The organism is Devosia sp. P3_B2 (assembly GCF_056402875.1).
The window spans coordinates 277,407-292,611 of record NZ_JBFUGO010000010.1; the positions used below are offsets into that span (position 1 = coordinate 277,407).

The 15,205-nt window shown below is 64.9% G+C and carries 17 protein-coding genes; 5 read left to right on the top strand and 12 right to left on the bottom strand.

What is annotated here, in order from left to right:
* Positions 1 to 6: 6 nt before the first annotated feature.
* Both clpA and clpS read right to left on the bottom strand, forming a co-directional pair.
* Complete coding sequence (gene clpA, locus AC1DV8_RS16395) at positions 7 to 2,379, bottom strand: ATP-dependent Clp protease ATP-binding subunit ClpA (RefSeq protein WP_477149138.1); 2,373 nt, start codon at positions 2,377 to 2,379, stop codon at positions 7 to 9.
* Between the two features lie 10 nt (positions 2,380 to 2,389).
* Positions 2,390 to 2,791 (bottom strand): ATP-dependent Clp protease adapter ClpS, encoded by a 402-nt coding sequence (gene clpS, locus AC1DV8_RS16400; protein WP_477158178.1) that lies wholly within the window; start codon positions 2,789 to 2,791, stop codon positions 2,390 to 2,392.
* A gap of 291 nt (positions 2,792 to 3,082) precedes the next feature.
* On the opposite strand from clpS, the gene AC1DV8_RS16405 reads away from it, so the two are divergent.
* Both AC1DV8_RS16405 and AC1DV8_RS16410 read left to right on the top strand, forming a co-directional pair.
* The gene (locus AC1DV8_RS16405; protein ID WP_477158179.1) at positions 3,083 to 4,744 is read left to right on the top strand and encodes an SPOR domain-containing protein; all 1,662 of its coding nucleotides are present in this window, start codon (positions 3,083 to 3,085) and stop codon (positions 4,742 to 4,744) included.
* A 60-nt stretch (positions 4,745 to 4,804) separates the two neighbouring features.
* Positions 4,805 to 5,083, top strand: coding sequence for a hypothetical protein (locus tag AC1DV8_RS16410; RefSeq protein ID WP_477149135.1), 279 nt, complete (start codon positions 4,805 to 4,807; stop codon positions 5,081 to 5,083).
* Between the two features lie 24 nt (positions 5,084 to 5,107).
* On the opposite strand, the gene AC1DV8_RS16415 is transcribed toward AC1DV8_RS16410, so the two are convergent.
* The 5 genes from AC1DV8_RS16415 to mgtE form a co-directional block, all read right to left on the bottom strand.
* Positions 5,108 to 6,010 (bottom strand): division plane positioning ATPase MipZ, encoded by a 903-nt coding sequence (locus tag AC1DV8_RS16415; protein ID WP_477158180.1) that lies wholly within the window; start codon positions 6,008 to 6,010, stop codon positions 5,108 to 5,110.
* A gap of 144 nt (positions 6,011 to 6,154) precedes the next feature.
* The gene (locus tag AC1DV8_RS16420) at positions 6,155 to 6,502 is read right to left on the bottom strand and encodes a DUF4180 domain-containing protein (protein WP_477158181.1); all 348 of its coding nucleotides are present in this window, start codon (positions 6,500 to 6,502) and stop codon (positions 6,155 to 6,157) included.
* Positions 6,502 to 6,933 (bottom strand): DUF1489 family protein, encoded by a 432-nt coding sequence (locus AC1DV8_RS16425; RefSeq protein WP_477158182.1) that lies wholly within the window; start codon positions 6,931 to 6,933, stop codon positions 6,502 to 6,504. Before AC1DV8_RS16425 ends, AC1DV8_RS16420 begins: the two co-directional genes overlap by 1 nt.
* Positions 6,930 to 7,607 (bottom strand): glutathione S-transferase family protein, encoded by a 678-nt coding sequence (locus tag AC1DV8_RS16430; protein WP_477149131.1) that lies wholly within the window; start codon positions 7,605 to 7,607, stop codon positions 6,930 to 6,932. The genes AC1DV8_RS16425 and AC1DV8_RS16430 overlap by 4 nt, the downstream gene beginning before the upstream one ends.
* 357 nt (positions 7,608 to 7,964) lie before the next feature.
* The gene (mgtE, locus tag AC1DV8_RS16435; protein WP_477149130.1) at positions 7,965 to 9,380 is read right to left on the bottom strand and encodes a magnesium transporter; all 1,416 of its coding nucleotides are present in this window, start codon (positions 9,378 to 9,380) and stop codon (positions 7,965 to 7,967) included.
* A gap of 119 nt (positions 9,381 to 9,499) precedes the next feature.
* Here mgtE and AC1DV8_RS16440 point away from each other — a divergent pair, with 119 nt between their 5' ends.
* The gene (locus AC1DV8_RS16440; RefSeq protein ID WP_477149129.1) at positions 9,500 to 9,862 is read left to right on the top strand and encodes an MmcQ/YjbR family DNA-binding protein; all 363 of its coding nucleotides are present in this window, start codon (positions 9,500 to 9,502) and stop codon (positions 9,860 to 9,862) included.
* Here the strand turns inward: AC1DV8_RS16440 and AC1DV8_RS16445 are convergent.
* The 4 genes from AC1DV8_RS16445 to AC1DV8_RS16460 are packed head-to-tail and all read right to left on the bottom strand — an operon-like array spanning position 9,859 to position 13,083.
* A complete protein-coding gene (locus tag AC1DV8_RS16445; protein WP_477158183.1) occupies positions 9,859 to 10,761 on the bottom strand; it encodes a bifunctional methylenetetrahydrofolate dehydrogenase/methenyltetrahydrofolate cyclohydrolase in 903 nt (300 codons plus the stop codon). The two genes, AC1DV8_RS16440 and AC1DV8_RS16445, sit on opposite strands and share 4 nt — an antisense overlap.
* A 56-nt stretch (positions 10,762 to 10,817) precedes the next feature.
* Entirely contained in the window at positions 10,818 to 11,561 is a 744-nt protein-coding gene (locus AC1DV8_RS16450) for a LamB/YcsF family protein (protein WP_477149127.1), read from the bottom strand.
* Entirely contained in the window at positions 11,558 to 12,448 is an 891-nt protein-coding gene (locus AC1DV8_RS16455) for a 5-oxoprolinase subunit C family protein (protein ID WP_477158184.1), read from the bottom strand. Before AC1DV8_RS16455 ends, AC1DV8_RS16450 begins: the two co-directional genes overlap by 4 nt.
* Positions 12,445 to 13,083, bottom strand: coding sequence for a 5-oxoprolinase subunit B family protein (locus AC1DV8_RS16460; protein WP_477158185.1), 639 nt, complete (start codon positions 13,081 to 13,083; stop codon positions 12,445 to 12,447). Before AC1DV8_RS16460 ends, AC1DV8_RS16455 begins: the two co-directional genes overlap by 4 nt.
* Positions 13,084 to 13,186: 103 nt before the next feature.
* Between AC1DV8_RS16460 and AC1DV8_RS16465 the strand changes: the two genes are divergently transcribed.
* Complete coding sequence (locus AC1DV8_RS16465; RefSeq protein ID WP_477149124.1) at positions 13,187 to 13,735, top strand: dihydrofolate reductase family protein; 549 nt, start codon at positions 13,187 to 13,189, stop codon at positions 13,733 to 13,735.
* Positions 13,736 to 13,739: 4 nt separating this feature from the next.
* Here the strand turns inward: AC1DV8_RS16465 and AC1DV8_RS16470 are convergent, their stop codons facing one another.
* Positions 13,740 to 13,955 (bottom strand): dodecin, encoded by a 216-nt coding sequence (locus AC1DV8_RS16470; protein ID WP_477158186.1) that lies wholly within the window; start codon positions 13,953 to 13,955, stop codon positions 13,740 to 13,742.
* Between the two features lie 207 nt (positions 13,956 to 14,162).
* Here AC1DV8_RS16470 and AC1DV8_RS16475 point away from each other — a divergent pair, with 207 nt between their 5' ends.
* Positions 14,163 to 15,185 (top strand): LLM class flavin-dependent oxidoreductase, encoded by a 1,023-nt coding sequence (locus tag AC1DV8_RS16475; protein WP_477158187.1) that lies wholly within the window; start codon positions 14,163 to 14,165, stop codon positions 15,183 to 15,185.
* The last annotated feature ends 20 nt before the right edge of the window (positions 15,186 to 15,205 follow it).

Sequence of the window (15,205 nt, forward strand, 5' to 3'; positions counted from 1 at the left end):
GGAAACTCAGCTTTTCTCTTCTGCCGGCTTGTCGGCCGCCTTTGCGGGCTTCTTGGCCTTGGGTGCCGGGATCGCCTTGGGCCGGGCCGGCCGCGGCGGAACCGCGATCAGCTCGAGCTTGGCATCCGGGCCGATACCGACCACGGCGACAGTGACCGAACCGCCGTTCTGCAGTTCGCCGAACAGCACCTGGTCGGCCAGCGGCTTCTTGACGTGCTCCTGGATCACACGGCCCAGCGGACGCGCACCCATCTTCTCGTCATAGCCACGGACGGCCAGCCACTCGGCCGCTTCCGGGGTCAGCTCGATCGTCACGCCACGCTCGGCCAGCTGGCCTTCGAGCTGCAGCACGAACTTCTCGACCACGCGACGCACCGTTGCCGGCGGCAGCGGCCCGAACGAGATGATGGCATCGAGGCGGTTGCGGAACTCCGGCGTGAACATCCGGTTCACCGCATCCTCGTCGTCGCCCTGCTCGCGCTTGCGGCCGAAACCGATCGGCGCCTTGGAGAGCTCCATGGCCCCGACGTTCGAGGTCATGATCAGGATGACGTTGCGGAAGTCGACGGACTTGCCGTTATGGTCCGTCAGCTTGCCGTGGTCCATCACCTGCAACAGGATGTTGAACAGGTCCGGGTGGGCTTTCTCGATTTCGTCGAGCAGCACCACGCAGTGCGGATGCTGGTCCACGCCATCGGTGAGGAGGCCGCCCTGGTCGAAGCCGACATAGCCCGGAGGGGCACCGATCAGCCGCGAAACCGTGTGCCGCTCCATGTACTCGGACATGTCGAAGCGCAGCAGTTCCACACCCAGCGTATCCGCCAGTTGCTTTGCCACCTCGGTCTTGCCGACGCCGGTCGGGCCGGTGAACAGGTACGAACCGATCGGCTTTTCCGGTTCGCGCAGGCCGGCACGGGCCAGCTTGATCGCCGAAGCGAGCGCAGTGATCGCCTGGTCCTGGCCGAACACCACCGTCTTGAGGTTGCTCTCCAGGTTGGCGAGCAGTTCGGTATCCGACTTCGACACAGATTTGGGCGGGATGCGGGCCATCGTGGCGATGGTCTGCTCGATATCCTCCACGTCGATCGTGGTCTTACGGTTCTCCGGGGTCAGCAGCATCTGGCTGGCACCGGTCTCGTCGATCACGTCGATCGCCTTGTCCGGGAGCTTCCGATCATTGATGTACCGCGCGCTCAGCTCGACGGCCGCCTTCAGGGCGTCATCGGTGTACTTGAGCTTGTGGTAGTCCTCGAAATACGGCCGTAGCCCCTTCACGATCTCGATCGCATCGGGGATCGTCGGCTCGGCGACGTCGATCTTCTGGAAGCGCCGGACCAAGGCCCGGTCCTTCTCGAAGAACTGGCGGTACTCCTTGTAGGTGGTCGAGCCGATGCAGCGGATGTTGCCCGAAGCCAGAGCCGGCTTCAGCAGGTTGCTGGCATCGAGCGCGCCGCCCGAAGTGGCACCGGCGCCGATCACGGTGTGGATCTCGTCGATGAACAGGATGGCGTCCGGGTGCTTCTCGAGCTCCTTCATCACGGCCTTCAGCCGCTCTTCGAAGTCGCCGCGATAGCGGGTGCCGGCCAGGAGCGAGCCCATGTCGAGTGCGTAGATCACCGACTCGCGCAGCACCTCGGGCACGTCGCCTTCGATAATCTTGCGGGCCAGGCCTTCGGCAATGGCGGTCTTGCCCACGCCGGCGTCGCCGACATAGAGCGGGTTGTTCTTCGACCGCCGGCAAAGGATCTGGATCGTGCGGCGCAGCTCGGCGTCGCGGCCGATCAGCGGGTCGATCTTGCCGGCCCGGGCCTTCTCATTGAGGTTCACGCAGAAGTCGGCCAAGGCTGAGCTCTGCCCGTTGCCGGACCGCTCGCCTTCCTCGCCCTGCCCGCTGCCACTCGGAGTTTCGGCGCCACGCACGCGCCGCTCCTCGGTTTGGCCGGACTTGGTGATGCCGTGCGAGATGAAATTGACTGCGTCGAGCCGCGTCATGTCCTGCTGCTCAAGGAAATAGGCAGCGTGGCTCTCGCGCTCGGCAAAGATGGCGACGAGCACGTTCGCGCCCGTAACCTCTTCCTTACCGGACGACTGGACGTGGATCACCGCGCGCTGGATGACGCGCTGGAATGCTGCCGTCGGCCGTGCGTCCTGCCCATTGGGCACCACGAGGCTGTCGAGCTCTTCGTTGATGAAGTCCTCGAGGTCCGACTTCAGAGCCTCGATGTCGACGTCGCAACCTGTCAGCACTGCGATGGTGTCGCGGTCGTCAGTCAGGGCAAGCAGCAGGTGCTCCAGGGTCGCGAACTCATGCGCCCGCTCGCGGGCCAGGTTCATTGCCTGATGGAGGGCCTTCTCAAGTCCGCGGGAGAAAGAGGGCATATGTCGGTTCCTATTGCTTTTCCATCACGCACTGAAGTGGGTGCTGGTTCTTGCGCGCCGCGTCCATGACCCGGGTGACCTTGGTCTCGGCCACCTCGAAGGGGAACACGCCGCATTCGCCTACGCCCTGGTTGTGGACGTGAAGCATGATGCGCATGGCCTCTTCGCGGGTCTTGTTGAACACATCCTGCAGCACCAGGACGACGAACTCCATGGGAGTGTAATCGTCATTCAGCAGCAGCACCCGGTAGAGGCTGGGCCGCTTGCTCTTGGTCTTCGGCTTGGTGATGGTCGCCGTATCGTTCTTGCTTCCCCCATTGCCGTTGCCGTCCTTGCGGTCGTCGTCGGCCCCGCGCAGCGGCACGCCAGAGGCGCCAACCGTCAGGAGCGTCAGGTCGATGGCTGCACGCATGGCTCGGGTCTGGGGAAGATCGGTTCGAAGCAGCATGGTGAGGCCATTATGTAGGCAAAACTCCCCCACTGTTAAGTGCCCAACTACCTAAACTTTGGAGCAGGTCGCGCGGGTCACCTCCGCTTAACCAAGTGCCCGAAATCCATCGCATTTTACGGAATGGTAAGACCGCTTGCCTAAGCTGCCGTCTGACAGGGAGCGTGGCGGGTCTCGTTTGGGGAGGACCTACCGCCGCTTCTCCAAGAGTAGAGTACGGGTGGCGTTACCGCCCGAGAGTATTTGGAGTACCGGGTGCTTTCGCAAAAGCATTTTTCCCTTATGCGCGGGCTGTTTTCGCGCCTTACGGCAGCGGTGATGCTGGCCTTCGCATTGATCCTGCCCATGGTCAGCGCAGCCGACGCCGGATCCGTGCCGCGCAAGTTCGCGGGCATCGTGATCGACGCCAAATCCGGCAAGGTGATGTACGAGAGCTCGGCGAACGCCGCGCGCTACCCGGCGTCCGTCACCAAGGTGATGACCCTCTATGTCCTGTTCCAGGAACTCGAGGCCGGTAACATTACCTTGAAGACCAAGTTCACCGTCTCGAAATACGCCTCGCAGGCGGTGCCGACCAAGCTCGGCCTCAAGGCCGGCTCGACCATCACTGTCGAGAACGCCATCAAGGCGATCGTCACCATTTCCGCCAACGACATTGCCCGCGTCATCGCCGAGAACATCTCAGGCTCAGAGAGCGCGTTCGCAAAGCGCATGACGTCGACAGCCAAGGCGCTCGGCATGGCCAGCACCACCTACCGCAACGCCTCGGGCCTGCCGGACAAGGGCCAGGTGACCACGGTGCGCGACCAGGCCATCCTCGGCATCGCCGTCTACCAGCACTTCCCGAACTACTACGAGTTCTTCCAGACCAAGAGCTTCTCGTACGGCAAGCGCACCTACGGCAACCACAACCGCCTGCTCGGCAACAACGGCGTGGACGGCATCAAGACCGGCTACACCAATGCCTCGGGTTTCAACCTGCTCACCGCCGCCCGCGCCGATGGACACCACATCGTCGTTGCCGGGTTCGGCTTCGATTCCAGCGGCGCCCGCGATGCCAAGGTGCGCGAACTGGTCAAGAAGTACCTGCCCAAGAGCCGCAGCGGCGGCTATCTCGATGTCGCGATGATCCCGCAGCCGGGCCGCAAGGGCGCCACCGTCATGGTCGCGTCCGCCGATCCGGTGCCGGTCATGCCAGCGCCCTACCCGTCCTTCCGCCTCGGTAGCGACACGGTGAGCGTCACGGCCAAGCTGCAGCCGGTAGAAGCCGCGCAGCAGCCCGACGATATCGTGGTCGCCTCGATCGGCGAAGCCGCGCCGTTGCCGGAGGCACGTCCGGCCGACCTCGGCTTCGACGAGGCAGTACAGGCAGCGAACACTCTCGCCACCCGGCCGACCATCGCCAGCATCGCCCCGCAGGAAGAGCGTCCGCTCGATGTGATCGGCGCCTGGCTCAGCGATACCTTCTCGCTCGGCGCAGCCCCGGCCCCGCTGGGCCAGACCGCCCCGTCCGCTCCGCTGCTGCCGCCTGTCGGCATCGGCGAGGAAGGCCAGCCGATCGACCTGATGACGTCGGGCGGCATCGGCGACACCGCGCCAGATATCATCGAGGACCAGACCCCTCCGCCGGCGCTGCAGGTTGCAGCCGTGGCCGAGGAGCCGCAGGCCGTCACCGGTGGCTGGATCGTCCAGATCGGCGCAGCGCCCACCGAGGGCGGCGCCAACTCGCTGATCACCGATGCCTCGTCCAAGGTTGGTGACCTCACCGGGTTCCGCTCTTACGTCGAACGGTTCGAGAAGAACGGGCAAGTGTTCTTCCGCGCCCGCTTCGGCGGTTTCGGTGGCCGTGAAGACGCGGCCGGTGTGTGCAACGAGCTCAAGAAAGCCAAGATGAGCTGCCTCGCGATGCAGTCCTAAGCACGCAAAAAGCAGCCGCCCCAGGGAAGCGAATTTGTGGCCTGTGTTGGAGTAGCCCAAATGAGCGATACGTCTAGCCTATCCGAACTCGCCCGATTTGTAGGGCAGTCGGCTCTCGCGTCCGAAGATGCCGTTGTCCGCAGGCAGGCGGTCAACGCCATGGTGACGCGCTTCAATCCGGGCCTCAAGCGCCGCGGTGTCGGGGATCTGCTCGGCGTGGTGATGGCGCTCAGCGCCCGCACCCGGCGCATGCTGATGCCGCATGTCGAGATCGAACTCGACGTGTTTGATCCAGATGGCGCCCGCGCCGTCCACATCACCCTGCCCCGGCGAACCTGAGTTCTGCCGCGTCGCGCCCGAGGTCTATTCGCCGGCCATGTGCTCGAAGGTGACCGGCTCGCCCGCCGTGGCGGCCAGCGCCTTCTCGCCTTCGATCCGCGCCTTGGCCCGCTCGCTTACCGGCAGCCTCAGCGCCTCGACCAACGCCCGGTACTCCTGCCGGGCACTGAGATGCGACATCGAAGGCAGCCCGCCGAGCATCTCTTCATCGAGAGGATCGAACACGGTCATGCCGGTGGGGAACAGCGAGCGAAAGATCACGCGCTCCGCTATGCCTTCTGCCACACGGCAACCGAGCCTTACTGCAATCTTCTCTATGGCGCCCTGTACGATCCTGGTGCTGCGCGACGGCAGCATCGAGATGCGATTGCGCACGATCACCCAGTCGATGGTCCGCCCATCGATCGACAGCCGCTCGGTCCGCGCCCGCTGCACCAGCCGTGCGTAATGGCTCATCTCCCGCGGATCGCCGGTTACCGGATCCACATGCGCCATCACGTCGAGGTCGATGATCGAGTCGTTCAGCGGGGTGATCAGCGTATCGGCCAGCGAGTGCGCCAGCCGAGTCAGATGGGTGTCGAAACCCGGCGTATCGACGATCAGGAAGTCCGCGTCGCCCTCGACCTCGATGATCGCCTGCCGGAACAGGTCGAACTCGACTCGCTGGTTCTCCTTGACCGAATCCGACTTCGACAGTGGCAGGTGATAGTGCGTCGCATGCGGCAGCTTCAGGTCGTGTGCCTGGGCCCAGTTGCGGCGGTTGCGGACGTACTGGGTGAGGGTCTGCTGGCGGCTGTCGACGTCGATCGAGGCGACGCGAAAGCCTTGATACATCAGGAAAACGGCGAGATGGAATGCAGTGGTCGACTTGCCTGAGCCGCCCTTCTCATTGCCCACGACAATGACATGCGTCCCTGTCCTGCCCATCAGTCTCCCCTGCCGCTCCGGTGACCCGAAGCGACGCGATTTCGGGATTCGGTATGTATCTGCCCGCCGGAACTATTGATGAGATCGCCTGCACCGTTCAAGGGGTGTTTCAGCATCTGCCGATGACGGGCGTGGACCGTCACCCTAAAGCCGCGCTTCCAGCTCCGCGCGGTCGGCGAGAAACAGGACCTGCCCGCGCTTGTTGCTCTCATAGACGAAGTCGCGCAGCGATGGGCTCTCGACGGTGAAGCGGGAAATGTCGCCAAGGATGGCGACCCGGAAGCCATACTGCTGGAACTTCTGCAGCACGGCACCGGCCAGCCTGCTGCTCAGCCAAAAGAAGTCATCCACCAGCCGCTCCACAGGAATCGCGATGAGATCGACGCCCAACCCGTAGGTCGAGCCGATTACATCGTTCGAGTCCGCTTCGGTCGCGATGGTCGGCCCCTCGTAGAAGCCAACAGTGACGCCCTTGATCTCAGTCAAGTCCATCAGATCAATCCCAATCGTGCCAGTTCCTCGGCGATCTCTATCGAGCCCTCCTCCTCGAAGCCGCCCTCGCCAATGTCGGGCGGAGCGTCCTTCGGGTCGAGATAGCGCCACCCCTGGAACGGCGATTTCGGCCGCGGGATCGTGCGCACCATATCCGGCGCCATGATGATGTCGCAGCACTTCAGGCCCTGCTCATCCACCGCTTCGGCGAGCCGCAGGATCGGTTGGCGGCAGCGCACGACACCCGAGATCACCCAATAGATCGAGCCCTGACCCTCCATCTCGTCCTTGCGCTTGGGCATGGTGCGGGTGCGGTGGACATGGACGTCCTCGCCATAGTCGGCGCCCCACCAGTGAGCCCGCTCGTTGCGATAGCTCTCCAGTTCCTCCAGCGTCGCCACACCGACGCAGAGCTTGATCATATGCATCATGCGTTGCCGGCCGCGTCCCGCTTGGCGTTGATGATGTCAATCTCGTCTTGTTCGACCACCCAGGGCTCCTTCACCGCTTCGGCCAACCACTCCTGGAACGCCGGCAGCGCATAGATCGCCTCGACATATTCCTGCGCCAGGTCGCTGACCGGCAGCTCGTAGGTGCGGATGCGAGTGGCGACCGGCGCGAACATCGCGTCCGCGGCGTTGAACGCGCCGAACAAATACGGCCCGCCCGAGCGCGACAGCAGATCGCCCCACAGCCGCTCGATGCGCTTCAGGTCATCGGCGACCTCGTCGAAATCGACCTTGCCCGGATGCGAGGCACGCAGGTTCATCGGCGCAGCGTCGCGCAGCGCGTTGAAACCGCCATGCATCTCGGCTGCAGCAGAGCGCGCATATGCCCGCTCGACCCGGTTAGACGGCCAGATGCCCTTGGCCGGGTACTTGTCGTGCAGGTACTCAAAAATGGCGGTCGTCTCGGGGAGCACGACGTCGCCATCCACCAGCACCGGCACCCGGCCGCTCGGCGATTTCTTGCGGAGGTTTTCTTTCCAGCCTTCGCCGCTGAGCAGGACCAGGTCCTCGTCGAAGGGGATTCCAAAGTGGCGGAGCACCAGCCAGGCGCGCAGCGACCAGCTCGAGTAGTTACGGTTGCCGAAGATTAGCTTCATGGTAGGCCTCAAATGCGGAAGGGCGCCGGTGGCCCGGCGCCCTTCCAAAATTCTGTACTATCGAAGGACCTTCAGGTCCAGTTGCGCTCCGTCCTAGGCGCCGGCAACGATAGTGAACACGAGTGACATTGCCAGCAAACAGACCAGTGTCCAGGACACCGTCGGCACTGCCGAACGCCACCATTCGGTCTTTGATTGGCCTCTCATCAAAGCTCCTTCTTGCCGTTCACAGGGCTGCCGCAACCACACACAGTGACGGAATTGCGACAGTAATGATTCGTTAACCCGGCAAGGGCGTGGTTGGGAAGTGGCGGGAAAGCCACAGTGGATAGGTCGTGTATTACTTGTGGACGGCTTTCAGAACAGCCCGAACCACAGCCCCGCCAGCCCAAGAAACGCGAAGAATCCAATGACATCGGTCACGGTGGTGACGAACACCGAGGAGGCGATCGCGGGGTCGACCTTCAGCCTGTTGAGGCTCAGCGGGATCAATATTCCAGCGCTGCCTGCCGCAATCATGTTGATGATCATGGCGAGGCCGATCACCAGCCCCAGACTCAGATTTGCGTAGCGCAGCCAGGTGACCAACCCGATCAGCACCGCGAAGATGCAGCCATTGAGGAAGCCGCCGGTGACTTCGCGGGTGATCAGCCGGCGGACCCGGCCGCGATCGAGGTCGCGCGTCGCCAACGCACGCACCGTCACCGTCATGGTCTGCGTTCCGGCGTTGCCGCCCATCGAGGCGACGATGGGCATCAGTGCGGCAAGCGCCACCATCTGCTCGATTGTGCCGTTGAACAGGCTGATGACGAACGAGGCCAGCATCGCAGTGAAGAGGTTCACCACCAGCCACGGCGCACGGCTGCGCACGGTCGACAGCACGTTGTCCGACAGTTCTTCATCACCCACGCCGCCGAGCAGCTTGATGTCTTCGGTGGCCTCTTCGTGGATCACGTCAACGATGTCGTCGACCGTCAGCACGCCGACGAGCCGCTTGTTCTCATCGACCACACCCACTTCGACGAGATCGTAGCGCTCGAAGTCGCGCGCTGCCTCTTCCTGGTCTTCGGTCGCATCGACGGTGAGGACATCGCGGTTCATCAGGTCTTCGATCCGCACCTGCCGCCTGGCGCGCAGGAACTTGTCGAGCGGAATGGTGCCCAGCACCCGGTAGCTCGGATCGACGACGTAGAGCTGGAAGAACTCGTCCGGCAGATCCTTCTCGACCCGCAGGTAGTCGATGGTCTGCCCGACCGCCCAGAATGGCGGGATGGCGATGAAATCGGTCTGCATCCGCCGGCCGGCGGAGTCCTCGGGGAAATCGAGGCTGCGCTTGAGGCTCAGCCGCTCGAAGGCCGGCAGCTGCGCGAGGATCTCCTCGCGGTCGCCGGCATCCATGTCCTCGAGGATGTAGACGGCGTCGTCGTTGTCGAGCGTCGCGACGCCGCGCGCCACGTCCTCGGCAGGCAGTTCCTCGATCAGGTCGGTACGAACGTTGTCGTCGACCTCGGTCAGCGCCAGGTAGTCGAACTTGTCGCCCAGCATCTGGACCAGCGCGACGCGCTCGTCCTGCTCCAGCGCCTCCAGCACGTCGCCCGCATCGGATGCGTGCAGCGGCTCCATCATCTCGGCGACATCATGCTCTTCGCCAGCCGACAAGTGGGCGCGCAGGCGCTCGATCCACTCCTGGTTGAGGTGATCGTCCGGGCCGCGAAGCGCGTTCGGATCGGGCCGGGTTTCCCCGATTTCCGCGATGTCGGATTCGTTGGTCATGGAGACCCCGGGAGGCTGGCGCTTCGGGTTCAAGGCTGGTGTAGCCAATCGGTTGCAGATGCGCCAGACTTGCTGCCCAGTCGACCGCTGTTTTTTGCTTCGCTCAGAGGGAGATGGCGATGGCGAGGACCAAGGAAGCCGAGATGGCCCGCATGCTGCGCCTGTGCTCGGCGCTAGGCCTGCCCGAGGTCAGTCAGTCCACCAGCTACGGCGCGCCATCGATCAAAGTGAAGGGCAAGAATTTCGCCTCGGTGCGCGGCCCGCAGGAGATGGTCCTCCACTGCCCGCTTGAGCAGAAAGAGCTGCTGATGGAGATGGCGCCCGACATCTACTGGCAGACTGACCACTTCAAAGGCTGGCCGGGTCTGCTGGTGCGGCTCGAAGTCATTGGCGACGAAGAACTGTCGCTGCGACTGGAGGACGCCTGGCGGTTCCGCGCCCCGAAGCGGTTGGCCGACGCGTACGCCGCCTCGAAGTCCTAGGGCGTCAAATCCCTCGGCGGCTCGATGCCGTTGATCAGCGATGCCGTCGTCACCGTATTGGCCAACAGGCACACGATGGTCATCGGCCCGACACCACCTGGCACCGGCGTGATCGCTCCTGCCACTTCCGACGCGGCCGCGAAGTCGACGTCCCCAAGCAGCCGCGTCTTGCCCTCGCCGCGCTCCGGCGCCGGGATGCGGTTGATGCCCACATCGATCACCGTGGCTCCCGGCTTGATCCAGTCGCCCTTGATCATTTGGGGCCGCCCCACCGCCGCAACGACGATATCGGCCCGGCGCACAACGTCCGCGAGATCCTTGGTCTTGGAGTGCGCCACCGTCACCGTGCAGTTCTCGCGCAGCAGCAGTTGCGCCATGGGCCTGCCGACGAGGTTCGAGCGCCCGACGATCACTGCGTTCAGTCCCTCGAGCGAGCCGAGCGTGTCGCGCAGCAGCATCAGGCAGCCGAGAGGCGTGCACGATACCGGGCCGGGAAGGCCGATCTGCACCTTGCCTACACTAGCCGGGGTGAAGCAGTCGACATCCTTGTCCGGCGAGATGGTGGCGATGACCTTGTTGGGGTCGATCTGCTTGGGCAGCGGCAGCTGCACCAGGATGCCGTGGATGGCCGGATCCTCGTTGAGGTTCTTGACCAGCGCCAGCACTTCGGCCTCCGAAGCGTCCTCGGGCAGCTCGTACTTTTCCGAGTGCATGCCGACCTCGACGGTCTGCTTGGCTTTCTGACTCACATAGATCTGGCTACCGGGATCATGCCCGACGATCACCACAGCCAGCCCCGGCGTCACGTCGTGCTCCCGCTTCAGCCGCTCGACATGGCCGGCGATGCGCGCGCGCAGCCCCTCGGCATAGGTCTTTCCGTCGATGATCTTGGCGGTCATGGAGGCTCCTTGGGCTGGAGCCGCCGATATGGAACAAGTCGCGCGTCGGTGCAACCTCAGTAAGGCGCGCGGATCGCGATCCCTTCCGCCTGCAGCGCCTGCCGCACGGCGCGCGCAATCGCTACCGCCTCGTCGGTATCGCCGTGAATGCAGAGCGAGGTGGCCCGGGTCTGGATCACCGACCCGTCGATCGCCACCAACTCCCCAGCCCGCGCCAGCCGCACTGCCCGCTCTGCAATCGCGCCAGCGTCGTGCAGCACCGCCCCCGACTCCGACCGCGGCACCAGTAGCCCGTTGGGCTGATAGGCGCGATCGGCGTACGCCTCCCGCACCACCGGATAGCCAAGCGTCTCCGCCACCTCGACCTGTGCGCTGTCGTCTATCGCCAGCACCGCCAGCCCCGGCACCAGTCCGGTGACCGAGGCGAAGCACAACGCCGCCACCGCCGGCTCTTCGGCGGCCATGTTGGCCAGCGCCCCGTGCAGCTTCAGATAGCGCACCGGGACACCTTCCTCCTCGGCGAACTCCACCAGCATCCGCACCTGGCTGCGCACCTGCTCGTCTAGCTGCTCCGGCGGCAGGAACAGCCGACGCCGTCCGAAATGCTCGCGATCGGCAAACCCCGGATGCGCCCCCACTGCCACGCCGCGCGCCTTGGCAGCGCGCAGGGCCAGCCGCATCGTCGTCTCGTCGCCTGCGTGCCCGCCACAGGCAATCGAGGCCGACGAGACGATGTCGAGCAGCGCGGCATCGTGCGGCATGCCCTCGCCAAGGTCGGCATTGAGATCGAGTTCGTTCACCGCTTCAGTCCTTCAGCATGCGCCACCGTCACTGGCTCGAACCGCACCTCGGCCCCTGGCCGCAACTGCGCGAACCGATCGAAATCCGCCGATGCAACGGTCGCGATCCGCGGATAGCCCCCGGTCGGCTGGTGATCCCGCATCAGCACGATCGGTGTTCCATCGCCGAGGATCTGGATATCCCCCGGCACCACGGCATCGGAAACCAGCGACAGTATCTTCGCATCGGCGAACACCCCACCGCGGTCTCCCAGTCGCACCCCCATCCGGTCCAACTGCGGCGACACGACGAAGCTTTCCGTAACGAACCGCTGACGCGTCACGGCCGAGAAGCGATCGGCGTGGATACCCCAGACGATACGAATGGGGCCATCCGTCACCGGCGTCGGCCGCGGATGTTGCGATGGACGCCGGGGCGACGAGTCGCCAAGGCTCAGGACATCACCAGCCATCAGGGCCCGTCCACCATACCCGCCAATCCCGGCGATCGAACTGGTGGACCGGCTGCCCATCACCAAGGGCACGTCGATCTCCCGATCGAACCGCAGATAGCCATAATTGCCCGCCGGGCCCGGCCTGATGTCGACTACGGCATCCGCCTTCAGCACCGCCCGCGTCGGCCAGGACTGAGCCACGCCGTCGATGCTCAGTTCGAACACTCCACCATCGCAGGCCATGCTCACGCTGCCGCCGACCGCAAAGCTCAACCCTGCCATCGTGAACTCGATCCCGGTCGCCCCAGCCGCGCCGAGCCAGCCCCCGGCGCGCTCGAACGCCGCGCGATCCATTGGACCCGAGGCGCTGATCCCATGTCGCAGCAGCCCCGGCCGCCCACCATCCTGCAGTGTTACCAGCGGCCCGGCACGAACGATGCGGATCGAGCTCACGAGGCAACCTCGAAGCGAATCTGGTCGCCGGCGCGCACCGTCGTTGGTGGTTCACGAGCAGGATCGAAATTCCGAAAGCCGGTGCGGCCGATGACATGCCACCCGGTCGGGATCGGCGTCGACGTTATCGCCGTCTGCCCCGCCGCAAACAGCACGGTACCAGCCGGCACCTGCCGTCGCACGACCGTGCGCCGCGGCACGATCAGCGCCTCCGCATGCATGCCGCAATAAATGAACCCCGGCGCAAACCCGGTCGCCAGCACGCGCAGCGGCGCGGCGTTGTGGCCCGCGACGAATGCTGTAGCCGACAGCTTCGCAAGACTCGCCACCTCCTCGACGTCCTCGCCATCGAACGTCACCGCCACCTTGTGCTGCCTCCCAGGGGGCACCGCGTTACCCGGACCGGAGATCAGTAGCCGCACCTCACCAGCCAGTCGGTCGAAAGTGATCGTCGCGGGCTCGTAACGCAGCAGCACCGAGACAAGGTTCGGCACTACCTCGACGACACCGGGAACGTCTGCCGCCTCAACCCGCGTCGCAAGGTCAATCGCCGCGCGGTTGGCCTCGTCGGACAACGTCTCGCCGAACCGCACCAGCAGTCCCCGGTCGCCCAGTGGCAGGATCAGCGGTGTCAATTTGGGCTCCGGACGCTCACGCTCCTGACCTAGCATGGGCCCGCCGCGCCGAAAGCCCCAATCTCCATTTGCTGCCGGTCGTGCGGCGCGCTAGAGCCGGATCATGTCCATTCCCGACTCCAGCGTCATCGTCGAAGGCCACGCCATCGTCTCGGTGGACGGCATGATCGCCGCCGCCGACGGCACCATGCCGCCGGCGCTGCGCAACGAGGCCGACTGGCGCATCTTCCAGGCGGCGCTCGACGCGGCGGCGTTGGTGGTGCTGGGACGGCTCGGGCACACACGGCATCCCAATCCCGGCCGTCGCCGTCTCGTGCTCAGCCGCTCCGTGGCCGACCTGCGGCCCGATCCGGACGACGCGCTGACCACACTGTGGAACCCGTCCGGCATGGAGATCGGCGTGGTGCTCGAGCGCCTCGGCATCGCCGAAGGCGTGATCGCCATCACCGGCGGGACCGGCACGTTCGACCACTTCATCCCCTTCTACGACCGCTTCGTACTGTCGGAAGTTCGTGGGCTCAGCCTCGAGGATGGCATCCCCTGCTTCAGCAAGGGACACCCACGCTTCGTCCTTCCCGGCGCGGGCCTCGAAGCTCGCGACATGGAACTGATCGACCGTGGCGTGGTGCAGACCCAGTGGGTGCGCCCGTAAGCGATCAGCTCGGATCTTCGATGCGGAAGCCGACCTTCAGCACCACCTGATACTGGGCGACCTTCCCCTCGAAGATGGAGCCGCGCACCTGCTCGACCTCGAACCATTCGAGGTTCCTCGTGGTCTTGCTGGCCCGCGCAATGGCCCCCTCGACAGCATCGGTGATGGATACCGACGACGAGCCGACGAGATCAATCTTCTTGTAGACGTGGTTTGGCATGTCAGTCCCCTTCGGTTGAAGAACGGGCGATGAGCCTGATGCCGCCGTGATCCGGCGGACAAAGTTACGGCGCTCTCTTTCGCAAGGACTGTCAAGGGTCGCGTCGGCGCCCGGTTCTTGCTAAATGCCGTCGACGGAATACCGTCATAAGGCCGCGCCGCCCCATGGTGAGCCGCCCTTTCCGCGAAAACTCGAGGTTGCACGACATTGAAGAAGATCGGTTTTCTCTCGTTTGGGCATTGGACGCCCTCCTCGCAGTCGCAGACCCGGTCGGCCTCCGACGCCTTGCTGCAATCAATCGACCTTGCGATCGCGGCCGAAGAGCTGGGGGCTGACGGCGCCTATTTCCGGGTCCACCATTTCGCGCGCCAGCTGGCTTCACCGTTCCCGCTACTGGCGGCCGTCGGCGCCAAGACCAGCCGCATCGAGATCGGCACCGCTGTCATCGACATGCGCTACGAGAACCCGCTCTACATGGCAGAGGACGCCGGCGCCGCCGACATCATCGCCGGCGGCCGCCTGCAGCTCGGCATCAGCCGTGGCTCGCCCGAGCAGGTAATCGATGGCTGGCGCTACTTCGGCTACGCCCCAGAGGAAGGCAAGACCGACGCCGACATGGCCCGCCGCCATGCCGAGGTCTTCCTAGACGTGCTGCAGGGCAAGGGCTTCGCGCAGCCCAACCCAAGGCCGATGTTTGCCAATCCGCCCGGGCTACTGCGTCTCGAGCCCCATTCGGAGGGATTGCGCGACCGCATCTGGTGGGGCGCCGCGACGACCCCCACGGCGCAATGGGCCGGCACGCTCGGGGTGAACCTGCAGAGCTCGACCCTCGTCATGGCCGAGTCCGACAAGCCCTTCCACATCCAGCAGGCCGAGCAAATCGCCGCCTACCGCAAGGCCTGGGCCGATGCCGGCCACACGCGCACGCCGCGCGTCTCGGTCAGCCGCTCGATCTTCGCTTTGGTCAACGACATGGACCGCGCCTATTTCGGCGGCGATGGCCAGAGCCAGGACCATTTCGGCTACATCGAGCCGGGCAAGCAGGCGGTCTTCGGCCGCAGTTACGCCGCCGAGCCCGACATGCTGATCAAGGAACTGGCCGAGGACGAAGCCATCAAGGCGGCCGACACGCTGCTGCTCACCGTCCCCAACCAGCTCGGCGTCGACTACAACGCCCACGTAATCGAATCCATCCTGACCCACGTAGCGCCCGCGCTCGGCTGGCGCTAGTCGGCTCTTGGCGACCGGGC